The organism is Desulfobacterales bacterium, assembly GCA_030066985.1.
In the GTDB taxonomy this organism is placed as follows: Bacteria; Desulfobacterota; Desulfobacteria; order Desulfobacterales; family JAHEIW01; genus JAHEIW01.
Window position 1 is genome coordinate 1 of record JASJAN010000054.1, and the last position, 18,790, is coordinate 18,790.

19 protein-coding genes are annotated in these 18,790 nt (G+C 48.4%); 3 read left to right on the forward strand and 16 right to left on the reverse strand.

Annotation, left to right across the window (positions count from 1 at the left end; translation table 11 throughout):
- The 11 genes from QNJ26_20160 to QNJ26_20210 form a co-directional block, all read right to left on the reverse strand.
- Positions 1-232 (reverse strand): hypothetical protein (locus tag QNJ26_20160; protein MDJ0987868.1); only part of this gene is annotated, 232 nt, incomplete at its 3' end.
- Between the two features lie 712 nt (positions 233-944).
- Positions 945-2,177, reverse strand: coding sequence for an endonuclease/exonuclease/phosphatase family protein (locus tag QNJ26_20165; GenBank protein MDJ0987869.1), 1,233 nt, complete (start codon positions 2,175-2,177; stop codon positions 945-947).
- A gap of 150 nt (positions 2,178-2,327) precedes the next feature.
- Positions 2,328-3,509, reverse strand: a complete 1,182-nt coding sequence (locus QNJ26_20170; protein ID MDJ0987870.1) for a lysylphosphatidylglycerol synthase transmembrane domain-containing protein — start codon at positions 3,507-3,509, stop codon at positions 2,328-2,330.
- 21 nt (positions 3,510-3,530) lie between these two features.
- On the reverse strand, positions 3,531-4,904 hold the full coding sequence (locus tag QNJ26_20175) for a hypothetical protein (GenBank protein ID MDJ0987871.1): 1,374 nt from the start codon (positions 4,902-4,904) through the stop codon (positions 3,531-3,533).
- A gap of 11 nt (positions 4,905-4,915) precedes the next feature.
- On the reverse strand, positions 4,916-7,972 hold the full coding sequence (locus QNJ26_20180) for an acyl-CoA dehydratase activase (protein MDJ0987872.1): 3,057 nt from the start codon (positions 7,970-7,972) through the stop codon (positions 4,916-4,918).
- A 664-nt stretch (positions 7,973-8,636) separates the two neighbouring features.
- Complete coding sequence (locus QNJ26_20185; GenBank protein MDJ0987873.1) at positions 8,637-8,852, reverse strand: helix-turn-helix domain-containing protein; 216 nt, start codon at positions 8,850-8,852, stop codon at positions 8,637-8,639.
- A gap of 32 nt (positions 8,853-8,884) precedes the next feature.
- Positions 8,885-9,094 carry a hypothetical protein gene (locus tag QNJ26_20190; GenBank protein MDJ0987874.1) on the reverse strand — a complete coding sequence of 70 codons (210 nt, stop codon included), beginning with the start codon at positions 9,092-9,094 and terminating at the stop codon, positions 8,885-8,887.
- Positions 9,095-9,452: 358 nt separating this feature from the next.
- Positions 9,453-10,166, reverse strand: coding sequence for an HAD family hydrolase (locus tag QNJ26_20195; protein ID MDJ0987875.1), 714 nt, complete (start codon positions 10,164-10,166; stop codon positions 9,453-9,455).
- Between the two features lie 6 nt (positions 10,167-10,172).
- Positions 10,173-11,144, reverse strand: coding sequence for a hypothetical protein (locus QNJ26_20200; GenBank protein MDJ0987876.1), 972 nt, complete (start codon positions 11,142-11,144; stop codon positions 10,173-10,175).
- Positions 11,145-11,287: 143 nt separating this feature from the next.
- Complete coding sequence (locus QNJ26_20205; GenBank protein ID MDJ0987877.1) at positions 11,288-12,004, reverse strand: amino acid racemase; 717 nt, start codon at positions 12,002-12,004, stop codon at positions 11,288-11,290.
- A 149-nt stretch (positions 12,005-12,153) separates the two neighbouring features.
- Complete coding sequence (locus QNJ26_20210) at positions 12,154-13,179, reverse strand: D-cysteine desulfhydrase (protein ID MDJ0987878.1); 1,026 nt, start codon at positions 13,177-13,179, stop codon at positions 12,154-12,156.
- 323 nt (positions 13,180-13,502) lie between these two features.
- Here QNJ26_20210 and QNJ26_20215 point away from each other — a divergent pair, with 323 nt between their 5' ends.
- Together QNJ26_20215 and ubiG are read left to right on the forward strand one after the other, a co-directional pair.
- Positions 13,503-14,402: a DMT family transporter gene (locus tag QNJ26_20215; protein ID MDJ0987879.1), complete on the forward strand. Its 900-nt coding sequence runs from the start codon at positions 13,503-13,505 to the stop codon at positions 14,400-14,402.
- A 151-nt stretch (positions 14,403-14,553) separates the two neighbouring features.
- Positions 14,554-15,276 carry a bifunctional 2-polyprenyl-6-hydroxyphenol methylase/3-demethylubiquinol 3-O-methyltransferase UbiG gene (gene ubiG, locus QNJ26_20220; GenBank protein ID MDJ0987880.1) on the forward strand — a complete coding sequence of 241 codons (723 nt, stop codon included), beginning with the start codon at positions 14,554-14,556 and terminating at the stop codon, positions 15,274-15,276.
- Between the two features lie 13 nt (positions 15,277-15,289).
- Here the strand turns inward: ubiG and QNJ26_20225 are convergent, their stop codons facing one another.
- The 4 genes from QNJ26_20225 to QNJ26_20240 all read right to left on the reverse strand — a co-directional run bounded on the left by QNJ26_20225 (position 15,290) and on the right by QNJ26_20240 (position 17,839).
- Positions 15,290-16,009, reverse strand: coding sequence for a hypothetical protein (locus QNJ26_20225; protein ID MDJ0987881.1), 720 nt, complete (start codon positions 16,007-16,009; stop codon positions 15,290-15,292).
- A 58-nt stretch (positions 16,010-16,067) separates the two neighbouring features.
- Positions 16,068-16,367: a DUF1330 domain-containing protein gene (locus QNJ26_20230; protein ID MDJ0987882.1), complete on the reverse strand. Its 300-nt coding sequence runs from the start codon at positions 16,365-16,367 to the stop codon at positions 16,068-16,070.
- 138 nt (positions 16,368-16,505) lie between these two features.
- On the reverse strand, positions 16,506-16,922 hold the full coding sequence (locus tag QNJ26_20235; GenBank protein MDJ0987883.1) for a DoxX family membrane protein: 417 nt from the start codon (positions 16,920-16,922) through the stop codon (positions 16,506-16,508).
- Positions 16,923-17,248: 326 nt separating this feature from the next.
- Positions 17,249-17,839 carry a GNAT family N-acetyltransferase gene (locus QNJ26_20240; protein ID MDJ0987884.1) on the reverse strand — a complete coding sequence of 197 codons (591 nt, stop codon included), beginning with the start codon at positions 17,837-17,839 and terminating at the stop codon, positions 17,249-17,251.
- A 289-nt stretch (positions 17,840-18,128) separates the two neighbouring features.
- Here QNJ26_20240 and QNJ26_20245 point away from each other — a divergent pair, with 289 nt between their 5' ends.
- Positions 18,129-18,299 carry a hypothetical protein gene (locus QNJ26_20245; GenBank protein ID MDJ0987885.1) on the forward strand — a complete coding sequence of 57 codons (171 nt, stop codon included), beginning with the start codon at positions 18,129-18,131 and terminating at the stop codon, positions 18,297-18,299.
- Positions 18,300-18,400: 101 nt separating this feature from the next.
- Here QNJ26_20245 and QNJ26_20250 read toward each other — a convergent pair.
- Positions 18,401-18,790, reverse strand: a 390-nt coding sequence (locus QNJ26_20250) for a PHP-associated domain-containing protein (protein MDJ0987886.1), incomplete at its 5' end; no start/stop codon positions are given.

The following is an 18,790-nucleotide window of genomic DNA, read 5'->3' on the forward strand; positions in this document are numbered from 1 at the left end:
CAAAATCAGATGGGGACAGATGCTGGTTCCAGTAAAATTCATATTCACCGACAAGATTCAGCGGGCCGTCTGCGCTTAAATCCCAGTCGCTAAGGTCGAGCGTACCGTTAACCACTTTAGGCGCAATCTGGCGGGGGGAATCATTGCGGCAGGCGCTGAAAAATACCAAGTAAGCAATGATCAGCGAAAGCGCAATCAAGCGGGAATTTTGTCTTAGATTAATTCCAAGCATTGCTTCATACTCTTTTTACAGTTGCCTTTATGAGGTGCAAAAATTAACGCGCCGGCTGCTATCGCATGCAGGTCAGGTAGAGATGTCGTTTGCTGTCAATTTCGAATTAGCAGTGCTGGTAATGTGGGCTGGGTAGCGAATCCTCATTAAAAACAATATTATACCACCTCTCGTCTGTCAATTAAAATGCCGCTATACATTCTCTATCCCTATGTCCTCAACAGCTGCCAAATCAACGCCTCCCTATACTATCTATCTCTAGAAACGGGCACTGGATAAGTTGTCGGCATCCTATTTAAAACCCATCTTTTTGCAACGAGCATTCCAAAACGGACATTTATTTTCGGATTTGGCATTGGTTTTGAGGCCAAAATTTTTAGCCTAAAAATTTCATTTAATGTCAAGTCGTTATGGCACTTACCTTGCAGGGCTGCGATCGCTAATCCACTTGCCACAAGGTACTATGATGTGCACTATCCCAAGAGCAGAAGCAACAGGAGAGGAGACATGTTTGCCCATTGCGGCGATATGTGAGTAAAATAATATGATATCAATTAGTTAGAATCGCGCAACCATGGTTGACAGGTCAACAAAAGTTGCACCTTTTAATACGGAGTTCCAAATACCAGCAATAGACAGAGGCGTTCTGACAAAAAAAGCTGAAGCGAATCAGATATTCACTTCAGCCCTCTTCTGATAGATCACATTGAAATCAGCGGGAGAATTTGATGCGGGCCACCACACCGGCATGATCGGACGGCCACAGTCCACCGGAGGTCATGCTGAAGGGCTGGTCTCCGGTGGTAATGGCGATAACATTTTTGATTTCTTTTTCTTTTGGCTTGATCAGGATCAGGTCGATGCGCTCGTACAATTCGGCCGTCGGGTCACTGACAAACTCATCAAAACCACTGGTGTAACCGTCGCGGGGCCAGAATATCAGCTCCCAGGTATCCAGGTAACCGGCAAACATTGTGGCTTGCATGTAAGGCGGTATATATTCAGCACAATAGGTGCCGTCCGGTATGCAACCAATGTCCGGGACATGCTCAGGTGAACTATTAAAATCCCCGACAAGCAGAATTGGTTTGGTTTCATTGATCAGAACACGTGTTAATAACTGATTCATCTGCGCTGTCTGAACCAACCTGAAAACACTACCCGGTTCGCTGGCGATTTCAAGGTGTGTGTTGACGAAGCGGTAGGTTTCGCCGCAGACTTCGGCATCCACCGCCGCCCAGCCGCGCTTGAATTCGAGGGTAACGCCGCCGATTGTTTCCCGCACGCTGTCATCGTAGTTTCCCCAGGCTGTATTTGAGGCATTTACATCAGAACGCACCAGGATGACGTCGCGATCCACCATACGCAGGTCATCAAATAGTGGGAGACCCTCTTCGGAAAATCCAGTCAGCATGGGCATTTCGACGTCTGCATTGAAGGCCACTTCAGCCACTTCATAATTTAATCCCCGGTTTTCCAGAGCCTGCAACAGAAGCGTCAAATAATCATAAGCCAGATCATCTGCGAGCGCCTGGTCTGGATTGGGCATCGGAAGACCGTCTGGCCCCGGCATAAAAAAATCACTCGGCGATTGGGTATACCACAGCGACACTTCCTGTAGGCCGATCAGATGCGGCCGGGTCATCCAGATTTCTTTGGCAATCGCTTCGGCCCGCTCGGGGAAATTGGTATATTGCACGGTCTCAAAAAGGGTTGCCACAGCAATGGGAACATCCAATCCGCCAAGGGCGGGATCCGGATTCTGGGCGGCTGCCAGCACCTGGAAGATATCGGCGCCCAGATACAGATTGCGGGTCATCACCTTTACCTTATCATTGCACAAAATGCGCTGGTGATGGCGCTTGCCGGCGGCAACAGGGGCCGGGTAAACGCTGATAAACAAAAAACAAACAGCGACAAGCAAAACAATGAAATTTTTTTTCATGGGGCCCTCCTCAGCTTATGGGGTTGGTCATAAGAACCGTGTTGATTCATGGATTAATGCTATCATCGAGCAATCATACCGGGGAAGGTCACCTGGTCCTGCTAAGTCCCGCGCAGTCACACTTTTTGGATATGATATTTTTTATGCCAATCAGCGGCGGCCAGCGCGGCGGGCATCCTGCATCAGCGTCCACAACAATAAAAGCAGACCGGCGATGGCCGGCAAATAAAATGTCGTGCAGCGCCACAGCAAATTATAATAAGGCATCAGTGCTGCGGGTAGGTTGCTGTCCATCATTAACATTGAGGCCCCTTCGGCCAGACCTGAACTGCCGGGGGTTGGTGCAAAGTAAATCAGAAAAATCAGACTCAGTTGGGTTTCAAGCACGTGCCCCAGACCTGCGGTCTCAACTCCCAGAAAGCGAAGACATAAAAATGCTATCATCGAGCGTGAAAGCATAAAGACCAGGCTTAAGAGACATACCCACAAAAAGCCTCTATGATTTAGACGGAAAAAAAGGCGTATGTTGTTCTGGTGCAAATAGCAAAGGTCGATTATTTTGTTTAAAAGGGTTTGCAGGTATTCAACTGCACGGCTGAGGCGAGTATCCTTTGAGCACGGTAAGCTGTCTTGTGAACCGCTTCTTTGGCCTACCGTGCTGACCGCTGAGGAAATCTGTAAAACCACCCAACGCACAGATGCGGGCCAGCAAGCAGCAGCAATCAGACCGCTAAAAACCAAAAAAAAGAGTAAAAAGGCGCCTTGGAAAAAGGCGGTCAGGTGTTCAGGCCCGGATATCAAAAGGGAATGGAGACCAACGAACAGTAAAATGACCATGCTGCCCAAAAAAGAAATTAAACTGACGGTCAGGGCCGTACCAAATTGCATGCCCCCGCGGCACAAAATGTAAACCTGACCGATACCCCCGCCGGTTTGCGAAGGGGTCAGCATGGCCAGTCCCAGATTGGCCCACTCGGCCTTCAGGCAGGTCCATAAGCTTACGCCAGGCTGTAACACACGACTAATCACCCAGATTCGCAAACCGGCGGCACATGTCTCGATGGGTAAAAAAAGCAACAGCCAGAACAAATAGCCCCATTGCAGTTGTTCGCCCAGTGGCGGTCTGCTGCCCGCAGGAATTTTTGAAAATTGATACCAGAATATACCCACCGTCAAACCAGTGAAGACCAATCCCCCGCAAAACAGCCGGCAGATGCTTAATTTTTTCATGCCATTTTTTGACGCCACCGACTGCTCGGTCCGGTCTGAAATTGACCTGCTAGAAACTTGAGCGTGCTTTTGCACCGTATGTTCAAAATGGTTTAGCGGCATATCGATATCCGTATTTGGGCTTCATGCTGCCTGCAGTTGAATGCGACCTTTTCTGCCATTGCGCTCAAAATGCTGATGTACCTGATGCATGAAGGTCCGGATGGCTGTCTCCCGACCCGGCTGCAAGCTTCCGTCATAAGGCGTATCCAGATAAGGAACCCGCCGCCTGCTCATCACAGGTTTGACAATGGCCGATGTGGTCATACCCGGCATGCAGGTAAACGGGTAGACATTGACCACGCCGTTGTAGCCTTCTTCTACAAATTGCAAAATTGCGGCAATGCTCAGGCAGGTCTCGGTGGTGACATCAAACGTAAAAATATCGGTCTTTTTGAGCAGCTTTTCCAGGTGGTTTACTTTGTGGTCATGTTCAACATCAATTAATCGGCAGACCCTTCTGTAGAATTGTTTTTGTCTCATTTCCTGGTAGAAAAGATCTCCGCCAAAACCGAGAATGTTGTGTATGTGGTGTCTTAAATGGCCGAAGTTGAGATGTTTCAGGTTTAACCGCAAAGCAATCTTATTCTGCCTCAACTGCCCATAGGTGATGTAATTCACCCATTCGGCCAGTGAAGAATTCACGACCTCGGCACCGTGGCGTTCAAGCATCCGGATCAAATCCTGGTTGGAATGCACATGCATTCTTAAAAAGATTTCTCCCACAATCCCGATCAAGGGTTTCGGCGCTATAGCGGGATCAATCAGCGACCTTCCGTTTCGGGCGATTTCTTCGAGTTTATCCAGGATCCTGTCAAACTCTTTTGCGGCAGCGTGGGCTTCAAAAACGGACATCATCTGTCGCCTGGATTTTTCGATAAAGTCATCTGTAATGCCCTTTTGGGTTTCATAGGGTCGAATGCGCCACAAAAGGCGCTCCATGATGTCGGCTACTACCACGGCGATATAACTGGCCTTTCTGAAATCCAGCATCCGATTCGGTTCAATCATCCCGTCAAGTGAATAGCCGTCCTTGGTGGTGATCGATACAATTTTTACCTTATCCAGCCCGGGAAAAGAATCCAGCACCATGCGCTGGAACTTATTGTACATGCCGAACCGGCAGGGCCCGTCGGATTCGGGTAAAAAATACAGATAGTTTTGCGGATCAAAAGCGGCGCCCAGTTTTTTCTGCTCGGCTTTAAGGAAGAGCAGGACATCACCCAGCGTGACCTGGCACGGAAAGCATTCTTTGCCGGAAGTATATTTTTTCCCGATGTCAAGCCCTTTGTAGGTTGGCAGCACACGGGCGTTAATGTTGAAACTTCTAAAGGTTGCCGCTATCAAATGGGAACCGATACGGTTCATTTCAGGAATTAAAACCGTCTTGTTCGGCAGGTGAAATTTGCCGATGTTATCTGACAGTGAATTGGTGTTGTTTGCAGTTATAGATTCCATGGTGTTCACCTCTATTCATTGATCATTTTAAGTTGCGTTTCGGATTGACGTTTTTGCATGCTGTTTTCAATCACATTTTTGTAGGCTTCAATACGGGTCATCACGCCGGCGGCCGCACTGTGCTCGTCGAGTTCGAGTATCAGGTAAGGTTTGTCTGCCATGATGGATTTGTAAAAATGCTCAATAAATGAATCCGCACCGCAGCCGAAATTGGTCAGATGCAATCCGTAAATATTTTCCTTGGCTGCGGCGATCTTGGCCGTTTTGAGAATCTGAGCGCCCAGCCCCCAGAACATGGAAGGAAATTGCGCTAAATCCTCTGCACTGACGTCGATAAAATCCATTGGCAAGGCCGTCAGCCCAATTTTGGCCAGGTTCTGACCGAGCCGCAAATTTAAGCGGTCATCATAAAGATTGTAGGGGCGGCCGGTAACAAAGAGCAGCGGCGTATGGGGGTCTATTTTTTGAAGGATTCGATGCCCATGCTGCAGCATGTCTGTGACAAATTGTTGCTGGCGGCCGAGGGCATAGTGCAATGCGGCTTTGATCGCGCGCCGGGAACAGTTTAAGCGGGGTCCGATTTGCTGGTGCAACTCCACGGCCAGCATATCTGGATTGTATTTAAGATGGACGACCGGATTGATAATCTTTGCGGGATCAAGGTCAAGTGCCATGCGCAGCATATACCCGTTGCTTTGAACCATCGGACAGTAAAACCCGGTTTCAGAAGGCTTGGGAGTGGCCATTTTGATCAGGCTTGGTATAAACAGGTACTGGGTTTTGCCGGCCAGGTACGCCATGTGACCATAGGAAACTTTTACCGGATAACAGACGCCGTCCACTGCGCGCTCGATTCCTTTTTTGGAGATATGGGCGTTGGTTGGCGGGGTGAGCACCAGGCGCATGCCCAGGCGGTCGAAAAAATGCGCCCACAGGATGGCCGTATGATGCCCATAAAGCGCCCGTTGCATCCCGATGGTCGGCCGACCGTCGATTTCCATAACCGGCCGGTCCTCGAGCGTGGTATACACGCCGGCCATATGGGTTTCCCACAGCATTCGCTGACGCTTGAAATAGTCTTCGGTTTTTTTGCCATGACTGCGGGCCAATTCATGGCGGCCGCATTCGCCGCCCCAGATGCTGCGCCGGTTGTCAAAATGATAAATTTTAAGCTTGCACTGATTGTGACAATGGGGATCGACGCGGCACACTTTTTCAGTGAAGCTCATGCGATCGCTGATGGCGCCCGACATGCCCCTGAAGGTGCTTTGGGTTATGGATTCGGTTTTCATTTTTTCCTGAACGGCAATGGCTGCGCCATAAGCGCCGAGCACCTCACGATGCGGGGGTACGACTAGGCCCCGGTTCAGCACGTTTTCAAAGGCCGCCACGACACCTTTGTTTAAAGACGGCCCCCCTAAAAACATGATACGCTCACCGATCGTTCTTTTGCCAACCACTCGGTTTAAATAATTGTGGACAATGGCATAGCAAAGTCCGGCCATCAGGTTTTCTCTGGTGGCGCCCTGCTGGTCATAGGCAACAAGGTCTGACTCCATAAAAACAGTGCACCGATCGGTGAGCTTGACCGGCGCTTTGGCCGCAAGGGCGATGTCCTGAAACTCACCAACAATATTGATGCCATATTTATTGGCCAATTCGTGTAAGAAACTGCCGGTGCCGGCGGCGCAGACTTTGTTCATGTCGAAATCCAGCGGATTGGCGTTGACCAGCGAAATGTATTTGGCGTCCTGGCCACCAATTTCAAAAATGGTGTCCACCTGCGGATCCATATGAACTGCGCCTCTAGCGTGAGCCGTAATTTCATCTATGACCAAATCGGCGTTTAAAAAGTCACCGATGACATAACGGCCTGAACCGGTTGTTGCCACACCCTTGATTTTTATTTTGTCACCCAGTTCATCAACGATTTGCTGCAGCAGGCGCTGGGTGACTTCGACCGGTTTGCCCTGGGTGTGAACATAATTTTTATGGATCAGCTTGAGGTCTTCACCGATCAATGCGTACTTGGTGGTCGTGGAGCCAATATCAATACCCAGATAAGCAGCGGTTTTGACCGCCAATATGTTGGGGCTGCATTGCCGGGCGTCAGCCACCTTGGTCTTTTGCAAAACCAGCGGAGGGGCTTCGGGCACTGCGATTCCGGCACACAGCTTTAGTTTCTTGAGATCATCGAGCGTGAAGGTGTCAGCCTTGTTTGATTCCAGGGCTTTGAGGGCAACACCCAGCGCTCCAATTGACGTGCTATAAGGTGGGACCAAAAGGTCGGGATAGTAGGCTTTAAACGCCTTGATTTGCAGTTCATTTTTAGACAGCCCACCGATAAATACAACCGGATCTTCAAGCTTGTGATTGGCCACAATCGTGCTGATGTAATTGCGGGCGTTGCCGACATGCAACCCGTAAATGATATCTTCCAGCTTTTCGCCTTTGTTTTGAAGATGGATCATGTCGGATTTGGTAAAGACGGTGCAGCGGCAGGCCACATTGGCGGGCTTTTCGCTTTTAAGACCCAGACGGATAAAGTCATTTAAGATCTGATCAATATGGCTCTGGGACGTCTCCTTTTGCTTTTCATATAGAGCGGTTGCCAGGCGTTCGGCCTGCTGATCGATAAACGAACCGGTGCCCGAAGCACAGGGCCCGTTGGCGCTAAAGTTCTCAAGTTCCCATCTGCCGGCCTCGTGAAAAATCTGAATCAAGGCGGTATCCTGCCCGCCCATGCAGATCAAGCTCTTGGCCTGCGGCATGATGTGCAGGACACCCAGAACCTGACTGATGGTCTCATATTCATAGAAGACACCCAGTTTCTCAGCCAGCTTCTTGCCGTGATTGCCGGTAAAGGAAATAGATTGAATATGATTCTCTCCCAGGGTCGTAAACAAATGTTCAATCAGATTTGAAATCTCTTGGTCGATTTTTCCAAAGTGACGCTTATACGGGGATTCAAAAACAATGTCTTTGTTCTGATCGATAACCATGCAGTTCAGACTGACAGATCCCACATCAATGCCCACAATGTATTCTTTTGAAGTTGATTTTCCCATTTCATCCTCCTCTGCCAACTACCATTATTTTTTAAGACCGAAACTGTTTTTCTACGAAGATCTTTTTTATCTGCACACCTGTCTTTTGACTGCCATAGGGAGCAAGGGAGATGCCAATTTGAGATATGGGTCTGATATAAGTGGCAGAAGATGGAGAGGAGAGAAAATAAACCGGAACGCACTCACCGATAACGCATTAATTTACTTGTCATTTATGGACAGCTTTTTCAGGTCAAAATATTTTTGAAAAATTCGGCCGATGGTTGGTTTGAGGGCGGTGACAGCTGAATTGAAATTTAAGAAGGGTGCAACGATTGTTGACCCTATGAATCTAAATCTCTAAAAGATGTTCGACAAATCAATGGGTTGGCTCAGGGTTGAATAAGTTAACATTGCAAGAAGAATTGCAGTGTTTAGCGGTAGAGCAAAGGTTAACTTCGATCAGTGGCGTCAACAATTTATGCTGCGCTTAGAACAAAGGACTTATTATATCAAATTCTACGGATTCTGTTTCAGTGTGGAGAAGTGATCATTGCGATGTGGCTAAGGTAGATTTTTCGTTTTGAAATACGGATCAACATTGAAAATAAACGATCATAGGATTCTTTCCTGAGAACGCCATAAAGGTCACCCGCTCTTCTGATGACATGCACCGTCAAACGTTTTACTGCGAAGACTTGTAGTCGGCCACACCGTATTGCTCCTGATAATCGCTGACGATGGTGACGATATAGGCGCGCAGTGAGGCATACACCACCCGGGTGGAACTTCGCAGCTTGCAGGCTTCGATGGTTCGTTCTTCTATCAACCGGCGAACCGTCCGGGTACTGCAGCTCAGCAAGTCGGCCGCTTCAGGAATGGATAGGAGTTCTTTTTTCATGATGACCATCCTTCTGCAAATTTTTGATAATTTCAATGATGCAGCTTTTCGGTGTGATGAATATCGTAAATTCTGAGCCGATCGCCATTTGCCATTCTGAAATCGATGGTTCGGAGGGGGATGCGATCGATGATGGCTCTGAGCTCCGGGAAAAGCTGGAAGACATCTTTTTCGCTGCCGTGCTCTTTATACTTCATTCCATCGGCAACCGAGCCGTTGTAACTTGCTTTGTAGTATCTCATTGCGCCACCCTCCTTCTTCGTTTGCTCTAGTCATAGAGCAACCAACATGCCAAAAGTTGACAACTAGACGGATTTCAAAAAACTTGTGACAGTCTAAAGAAGGGGGATACAAATTTTAAGTAATATGATTTCGGCTGGTTGCATTTGCTAGAGAGGGTCCCAATTTTTGCGGCTAAATTGTTAATCAGGGTTGACAGGGGCTTCAGGTAAATGTTGTGGGAGATTGAAAAGATGCGCAACCAAAGTTGACATTTTCGATACGATTTTCGCGAGGCTGCACGAATCCGGGATATGAACTGATATACGGTTGTGTTTACACTGCAACCAAAATTGCACCCTTTGTGATGAGCGCATCCGCTTAACGATAATTGAGGATGGGCCAGGAGCGTTGCTGGGCGATTTTTTTAAGAATGCGATTGGGTGCGACCGCATGCGGGTGGCCGACGATCTCTAATAGCGGAAGATCAGAAGGATGGTTGCCGTAGGCATAGGATCTTTGAAGATCCAATCCGATGTTTTGGGCCAGCGCCAAAGTTAATCTTTGTTTATTTTGCCCGACACATACAGGTCCGAGCGGTCTGCCGGTCAGTTGGCCGTCGGCATTGACTTCCAGGTCAGTGCACAACAGGTGATCGAATCCAAGATCTTTGGCGACCGGCTTGAGCATATAGCGGACCGAGCCGGAGATTAACACCAGTACATGGCCCTGTGTTTTATGATCTTGCACTCTGGCAACAATTGCAGGCGCCAGACAGGGTTTCAAGTATGCTTGATAAAATTCCGTCGCTCCTTTTTGAAAATCAACCAGGCGTTTATTTTTATAATACGTCAACAGAATCTTGACCATGCGTTCTTCTGAAAGCAACCCCTGCCGATAAAAGAACGCGCACACCAGAATTTTCAGCACATAGCCAATCGGCATCAGGCGTCGATCCCAAAGCCATTGAATACCCAAGCGGCCGCTTTCGACTTGCAGCAGGGTTTCATCGAAATCAAAAAATGCAGCCACCTGATTAGGGCTGGTCGTATTGTTATCTTTGGGATTTGCTTTTGGTTTTGCGATCTGCTGCATTGAGCTTTAGGAGGTACGGAGCATTTTGGTTAGCACCTGATATTCGAAATCGGTGCCGTCGTAATCATAAGTGGATTCTTCACCGGACATCGGGATGAGTTTTAACTGACCTTTAAAAAAGGCGGAGGTGATGTTTTCAACCTCTTTTATGCTCAAATCTTTTCTGGCAAAATATTTGGAGTAGACATTGGGGTATCCCAGGTTGCGGGTGATTTTAAATAATTTTAGCTGGGCATTGGGGTTAAGGGCTTTGCGAAGACTGTATGCGATATTGGCCGTATTCATATCGAATAAATGGGGGTTGGCAAACAGCAGCGAAGAAAGCCTGAAACCTTGACGTTTGTAGCTATCGGTTAACCCGGGCAGCTTAATTTCAGTGTCATTGAGTAGCTTGAGCGGAGGTCTGCCCATCCTGTCTTTGAGGGCATCAATCAGAATGGCCGGCAAAATGATGGCCGCTTGATCCTGGTATTTCACGGCCAATTGTAAAAAATGGTCTATAAATTTTTTGGTGGTCATCGGTGAGTCCGAGGCCACAAATAAAGCGTGCCGTTTTTCCCGGCAGGCTTTGCTGGCGGCGTACCCTTTAATCAGATTACCCGCGATTGAATTATATTTGACCTTGCGTTTGGTGATGTTAAAACGGTCGATGATATCAGATGAAATCCGGGTATTCTGATTTATCAAGCGGCACGGTTTATCGAATTGGTTGATAAAATGGTGAAGGCGCTGCTCCAATAACATTTGATGACCGACAATGATGATGTCGTCGATCAGATTGCTGGCAAACAGCTTTTCAAGCGTAAACTGGATGATGGGCTTGCTTAGTTTCTCACCGTCAACGATGGTTTCAAATTCTCTCAAGGGCCGATAACCGGTCTCGATAAACTTTTCGCCATAGTGTTCCGCAACGATCTTGCTGTATCGTCTGACTTCCATCTTGTTTTTATAGCCGGCCATTAAGACTGCACTAAACATGGACGCACCTATTTTAAAAAGAGAATGTCCATCTGGTCATGAATTACGTTCTTGCATATATAATTTGTATCTGTGATTTTAATGGGTAGATAAGGCGGAAAGCAAGGATAATCCGTATTGGCACTGTAAGTCAAGGCATGGGATCAGTCAGCGGGTGCCAGCCCGGCTTTTTTAATGGCAGCTCGTGCCAGAATCGGCAACACGTCAAAATAAGGCACAGTCAGATGCTCCTGATGCAAGGCCAGCGGGATTTCCGTACAGCCGGCAATAATAGCCTGCGCACCCTCTGATACGAGGCTGACGGCAACCGCTGCCAGGTCCGAAGAGATGTGTTGGCGGGAGCGGGTCGATCGGGAATTTTTGATCTCATAAATGGCCGCCATAACTCGGGCTTGGAGGGCTTCACCGGGCACCAGCGTTGTGAGGCCGGCAACTACCAGCCGCTTTTGAAACAAACCACCGCTGATGGTGCCGGTGGTGCCCATCAGACCAACGATTTCGATGTCCGCATGATTGCTGCTGATGGCTTCGGTAACAGCATCGAAAATGGACAAAATGGGCAATTTTGAATGCTGGCGCATTTGTTCGAGATAAAAATGCGCCGACACACAGGGCATAATGATAAAATCCGCACCGGCCGCCTGCAGCGCATTACAGCCGGCCACAAGGGTGGTCAACGGTGATGGCCCTTTGCCGGTGATGGCGGCCGTGCGATCCGGAACTTTGGGATTCGAGTCGATCACCACCCGCAGGTGTTGCTGGTCGCTTCTGGCTGGTGTGTTTTTGATGATTTGAGCGTAGCATTCCAGGGTTGCTTCCGGACCCATGCCGCCCAGTATGCCAATCGTCTTTTCCTTCATGGTTTTTCACCACAGAGATCACAGAGCACACAGAGAAATATATAATTATCAAAATTTTATATTTTTAGCCCTGCAGTATTTTCTCCGGACACCTCCTTGCCGCGGCATAGTTGACCAGAGCAAAGTCGGGTCCTCAGCCTTGAGTCCTCTTACCTTGCGCCTTGTGCCGTATGCCCTGCGCCCAGCATGTGTTCCATATATACATGCAGCGCCGGTGATCCGCCAGTGTGAACAAAAAGAAGGTTGTCTTCTTTTTTAAATTCACCCTTGCGCACAAGATCGATTAAACCGGCCATGGCTTTGCCCGTGTAAACCGGGTCCATCAGGATGCCTTCCAGGGTGGCCAACATCCGCACAGCTTCTGCCATTTCAGCTGTCGGTAACGAATAGCCCGGGCCAACATATTCATCATAGCAGCGCACGGCTTGTGCGGGAATATCCGTCTGGACGCCCACATGAACTGCGGTGGCTTTAACCAGTTCATAGACCAACTGCTCCTGTTCATCTTTTGAGCGGCTGACATTGATCCCGCTGACCGGTATATTGGCATTGTTACCGTAAAAACCGGTGACTAAGCCGGCGTGGGTTCCGGCACTGCCGCTGGCGCAGATGACCCGATCGATGTTGATGCCCAGATCAAATGTCTGATCCAGGATTTCCTGCGCACAGGCGACGTAACCGGTTGCCCCCAGCGGTGTGGACCCGCCGCCGGGGATGACATAGGCCTTGCGGCCCTGGCGGGCAACTTCATCGGTGACTTGCTGCATCGCTTCTGTCATGTCGGCACCACCGGCAACAACAGACACCTTTTCGACCCCCAACAATCGGAACAAAAAATTGTTGCCGCCGGCTTCCGGATGATAACTGCCGGGCACCCGTTCTTCTATAACCAGTTGGCATTTGAGACCCTCTTTAACCGCCGCCGCCAGTGTCAGGCGACAATGGTTGGACTGCACTGCGCCGCAGGTGATCACCGTATCCACGCCCTGTTGCAATGCTTCGGCCATCAGGAATTCCAGTTTGCGGGTTTTGTTGCCGCCACCGGCCAGCCCCAGCAAATCGTCTCTTTTCATATAAATGGTGGGGCCCCCCAACTCTGCTGAAAGACGGGAAAGTTTTTCAATGGGGGTTTTGCCATGGGTGTAAAAACGGCGGGGAAACTTGGCCAGGTTCATTTTGGTGCTCCTTTTTATTTTAGATACTGGTGGAAATGCTTTGCATTCCATTGGAAAAGAAGAATAAAACCGCCTTTGCTGAAGCAAGCAGTAACACCAGGATAATAATTTTTCAACGAGTCATTAAAGGCTGCCAAACCGCAATTCGTCGCTGATAATTTATGTAGCGACCAAATCAGAAAAACGGCTCGATTCCTCAATTTAATCTTGGAGTTTAAGTTTATCAACCCTTTTTGTCATCTGATCTTTGCTTGACTCAAATTGTGCCAGAAAGTATGGTGCCCCTGATTCAAATTGTCATCCTGACACCGAGATACGCCTTTATGAAATCTGGAACCCTCAAATCGGACGCCTTGCTGCTGACCACCGCCATCATTTGGGGCTTTGCCTTTGTTGCTCAGCGGGTGGGTATGGACTATGTGGGCCCGTTTACCTTTAACGGTATACGATTTGCCATTGGCAGCCTGTCATTGTTACCGCTGGTTATCCTAAGCCGCGGTGAGCATACACCCGGCCACAACATCCTGCAGCCTGCCGATTTGAAAACGATTCTTTTGGGCGGCGGCGCACTCGGGTTGGCGCTTTTCTCGGGCGCGTCTTTACAGCAAATCGGACTGGTATACACCACCGCCGGAAAGGCCGGTTTTATTACCGGCCTTTATGTGATCATTGTGCCGCTACTGGGTCTTTTTTGGCGGCAACAGCCGAAAATCGGTACCTGGGTCGGCGCTATTCTGGCAGCTTTTGGTCTTTATTTTTTAAGTGTGACCGAACAATTTACAATCGCTCTGGGCGATTTGCTTGTTTTGATCGGTGCTTTTTTTTGGGCGGCACATGTTTTGATTATTGGTTGGCTATCTCCTAGAATTAATCCAATCAAATTGGCTTTCTCACAATATCTGGCCTGTTCAATTCTCAGTTTGATCACCGCAGCCGCAATAGAAGACATTAATATGAATTCCATTTTTCAGGCAGCCATACCCATTTTATATGGCGGATTGCTTTCGGTCGGAATTGCCTATACCCTGCAGGTAATTGCCCAAAGAGAGGCCCATCCGGCCCATGCGGCTATTTTGCTCAGTATGGAGGCTGTGTTTGCGGCTATTGGCGGGTGGCTGTTACTGGGAGAAATCATATCCGCCCGCGGCCTTTTCGGTTGCGCCCTGATGCTGGCCGGTATGCTGCTGTCTCAGCTCTGGGACCTAGTTGACAAAAAATCATAGTTAGTCGAATTGTATAATAAAGCAACTAAATAATCGTCCGTCGTCCGTTGCATGTTGTCAGTAGCAAATCCATATTTTACAACGGACCACCAACAGCGGACAATTAATCGTTTATTTTTTGGTAAAGCGCTGATGAATTCGCTATTTATCAATGACCGAATACCACAACGATAAACCCCCATCCAATATTGATGCGGCGGAGATTGCCAAATTTGAAGCCATGGCCCCCATCTGGTGGGATCGTCAAGGAGACTACAAAGCCCTGCATGACATCAACGGGTTGCGGCTGGACTATATCAACCAGCGGGCACCGCTGGCCGGCCGATCGGTGCTGGATGTGGGCTGTGGCGGGGGAATTCTGTCTGAGGCCATGGCCGCTTTAGGCGCCGTGGTCACCGGGATCGATATGGGTGAGGTCGCACTGGGGGTGGCCCGTCTGCATTTGCACGATTCCGGCCTGGATATCAACTATCAGCAGGCCACAGCCGAACAGTTCGCCGAAACCCATCCGGCGCAATTTGATGTGGTGACTTGCCTGGAGTTGCTTGAGCACGTTCCGGATCCAGGCTCAGTGATCAAAGCCTGTAAAACTTTGGTTAAACAGGACGGCGATGTGTTTTTTGCCACCCTCAACCGCAACCCCAAATCATATCTCTTTGCCATTATCGCAGCCGAGTATATTCTGGGTCTGGTGCGCAAAGGCACCCATACTTACCGTAAATTTATCAAACCGGGCGAGCTTAAAGAATGGGCCGAAACAGCAGGGCTGGCATCTGTAGACCTATGCGGCCTCCATTATAATCCCTTTCTGAGGCGATACTCTCTGGGGGGCAATACGCATGTAAATTACTTGGCGCACTTCAGAAGGGCTTAAGATGACGGTCGCGCTATTTTGCAATTCCTAAAAAAGCTTCCAACTGAATGATGCCGAAAAAGGCCAGCAGGGGCACCGGGGAAACTGCCAGGATGACGGTCAGCAAAAACCATATCCATGAGATGCGGCGACTGATCCCGCAGGCCAACGAGATGCCGCCACCCCCTCCGATTAGGTAGTTACCCGGCAAATTGAATAAAATGGCTATAGTCAAGTAGCGATACGTTGACAAAAAACACCCGAGGCGGCTTTGACAAAACTTGGGCCTGCGGGTAAGGCTGTCCAAAACGTCATCAATCTCATTAGTCGAATTGTCACAGGTTTGCGTGAGTCCCAGTTTTTGCAAACGGGATTCCAGCCATTTTTGCGGCATCAAACGGCCCATCAAGAATGCCAGATTTAACCCGGCGACAGTGGCCAAATAGACAAGAATAACGCCCTGTTCTCCAAAAACACACATCAGCAGCACACCCAGCTCTACGCCGGGCACAAAGGGCAGGCTCAACAGCAGGACATAAAGAAGTCCGCCGCCGATTAAGACACCTATACTCCAACGCCCATCCATGAATTCATAAAATTTATGGGCGATTCCTATTTCCCCTCTGAGCCAATAATCTAGCCAGATCGCCAAAAGCAGTAAGAAGGCGATAACAAAGAAAATGCGGAAGTAGAATTTCAGCCTGCTAATATTTTGCGGCAGACTGAACTTTTGGGTGCAGCTGTCTGTGTTCATCGGATCACCCCGCTTGTGGTTGGAGATTCTCGCTTGCAAATGCTGGCGGTTGCTGGGATTATTCTGCGGGCATCACCAACCCATCTGCGATGGCCAGCCAGCCTTCCGTGGTCGATGTGCGCAAGCCTTTAACTGCGCTGTTTTCCGGCGAATCATACCAGCGCTGGGCGGCTTCAGCAGTCTCAAATTCAACAATCACGATGACCGACTGCGGGCTTCCTTCCACGGGCCTGACGTTTCGATCAGCGGCTAAAATCTTGCCGCCATATTGAGCAAGCGTCAGCCCCACAGCCGGCGGATATTTTTCGAATGCTTCCGGATCATTTATTTTGTAATTGGCAATGACATATCCCGGCATACAAACCTCCTCTGGAATTGGTATAGGCGATTCATGTTGGCTATGACTAAATCTGGTTCGGAAGACTGTGTCGATTTAATGACGGAAAAGATCCAAGACAACTTTATTGCCGTCTGTACAGACGTCCCTAATTGGCCGTCATCCCTTGGGAGTCGCTCGACCGTCTACCTTTCTGGCCGCATAAAATGAGGATGCCGGTAAGGCTAAAAATATAAGGGCGCCTGCCAGCGCCAGCAGGTTCTTTAAAAAATGCGCCATCTCGTTTCCCCTGACCATTGGGTCTTCCACGGTCCAGAAGTTGTGTATGATCAGCGTTACCGGCACCAAAAAAATCCAGATCAACAATACCCCGATTTTGATGCGGTAATTCGCCAGGATGCTGAGACCACCTGAAATAAGGATGGCTGACGCAATGGCAACACTCAGCGTGGGTAAGGGCATCCCCTTCATTTTTGTGAGTTCGGCCATCATTTTTAGGTGCAAGAAATTACTGATGCCGGCATATACCATAAGGCCACCATACAGTACCCGGCCTACAACGACGAGTGCATTCATACCACCTCCTGCTTTCGATGGGGTTCAGAGATATACTTTACACAAAGGCCTGTTTGACCATCGCATTCGACTCCTAACAGGACTTGCAATGCCCCATTAGGAGCGGGGTGGGCACATCTTGGGCGTGATATCCATTAAATTCTCTTTTGAATGTTGTGCTAAATCTTAGAAAAGATCAGGATCTGTTTCAGCAGGAAGCGTCACATCAGGTTGGCGGATAGAATAAACGCCAGGAAATTTTCCCGTTCTGGAGAGCTATTCACGAGTCGTTATATGCCACATTGTGGTATATACTGTCAAGTAATTTCTCGTCGCATAAATTTGGATTAACCTATCACTTTGACCATAAGGCGTGATGATTTGAAAGAAAATTTATAGAAGAAGTTTAAGTACCGAATTGTGCGCTGCCGGATGACTTCAAAACCCAGGCGTCGATAAAGCGCTTCGGCTCTTGGGTTCGTATCAATGACTTCAAGAGATATTTTTCGGATCTCATCCCTTATGGCCATCCTTTCCAGCATCTTCAATAGATGTGAGCCAATCCCGCTGCCTTGCATATCGTCTACAACTGCAATTCCGTCAATGTAAACCTCATCAGGAGCCGTAGTGTAATCCAGCAAAGCCAATCCGAGCATCCGGTAAATCCCGCTCGACCATCCGTATGCTCTGATCATTGTTTTCAGCGTTGGGTTCGCAAAGCTGCCGTTATTATGTTTTATCGCTAAGATGCCGGCAAGTCTCTGATCACGGACGGCAGCCAAGCAGTGGGTTGCATCTAAGTTCTTTTTAAGCACCTCCTGAGCGCGACTGTCATTACCTAAAATCGGATATAGTTTATCTTGAAAGGCATGCAGATAAAGATCGACTGCAGAATTCTTGAAAGGGTCCGGCAGTTGCTCATAATAATTTATTTTCATTGTATGCGCTCAATCTTCCTGTTTGCTGGCGGCATCATCGTTGCTCTATAAGATTCGCTATAAAAAGATACAATTCTTTGTCAATTAAAAATACGTTATTAAATTTATTTATTAAAATGGATTTTTTTATAATCAATTGATAAAATTGTGAAAAATTGTATTTAATGCGCTATAAATTTGCCCTCCCGGTGTAAATTATATATAATATAAAAGGGTTGATTTTAGACCGAAGGTGACAGGAAGTTTTACTCAATTGCGTTCCCGTGGTTTGGAATTAACGAGGTGGACCATGAGTGACGACCATAAAGAATGTCAGGATTGCGGCTGGCGGGGGAAGACCGCTGAACTGGATCTGACCGATGATGTGGCAGGCAGTCCGACCCATATTTTTTGTCCGGATTGCGGTGGTGAGGACATCAAAGATCTGGATTCGGACGAAGAAGCTGCCTCCGAATCCTAGTCTGAAGGTACCATAGAAAACGCCGGAAATTAAAAATTTCCAGCGTTTTATTTTCTAACTGTCGCCATCGTTCCGGCAGCTTATGATTTCATTTTCTATAGCTAAAGAGCCCGATAGCTTTTCTGCCGCTCTCTTTTCTTTCCATTCCAGCTGCGCTTAACATTCTCTTTAATTTCCCTGCTTTTGGAATTGATGACCGTATAGCCGTATTTGAGATTTTTCTCAACCAGGTCCGGGTAATTTTTGATGTTATTGCGGAGCTTTACACCGTTTGACGTTACCTTGCGGATCAGGTCGATTTCCTTTCCCACAACGTTTGTTTTGCCTTTTCTGATGGCATCGAGGAATGCTTTGCGGTTGCGCCGGCAGCGGGCGTAGGTGACCACCCTTCCCATTTGGGCCACACGATGGCCGTCACTGCCACCGGTGATGCCTTTGTTCAGATTAAAACCCAGCACCGCACTGCGCAAGTTGGATATTTTCATGTTTTC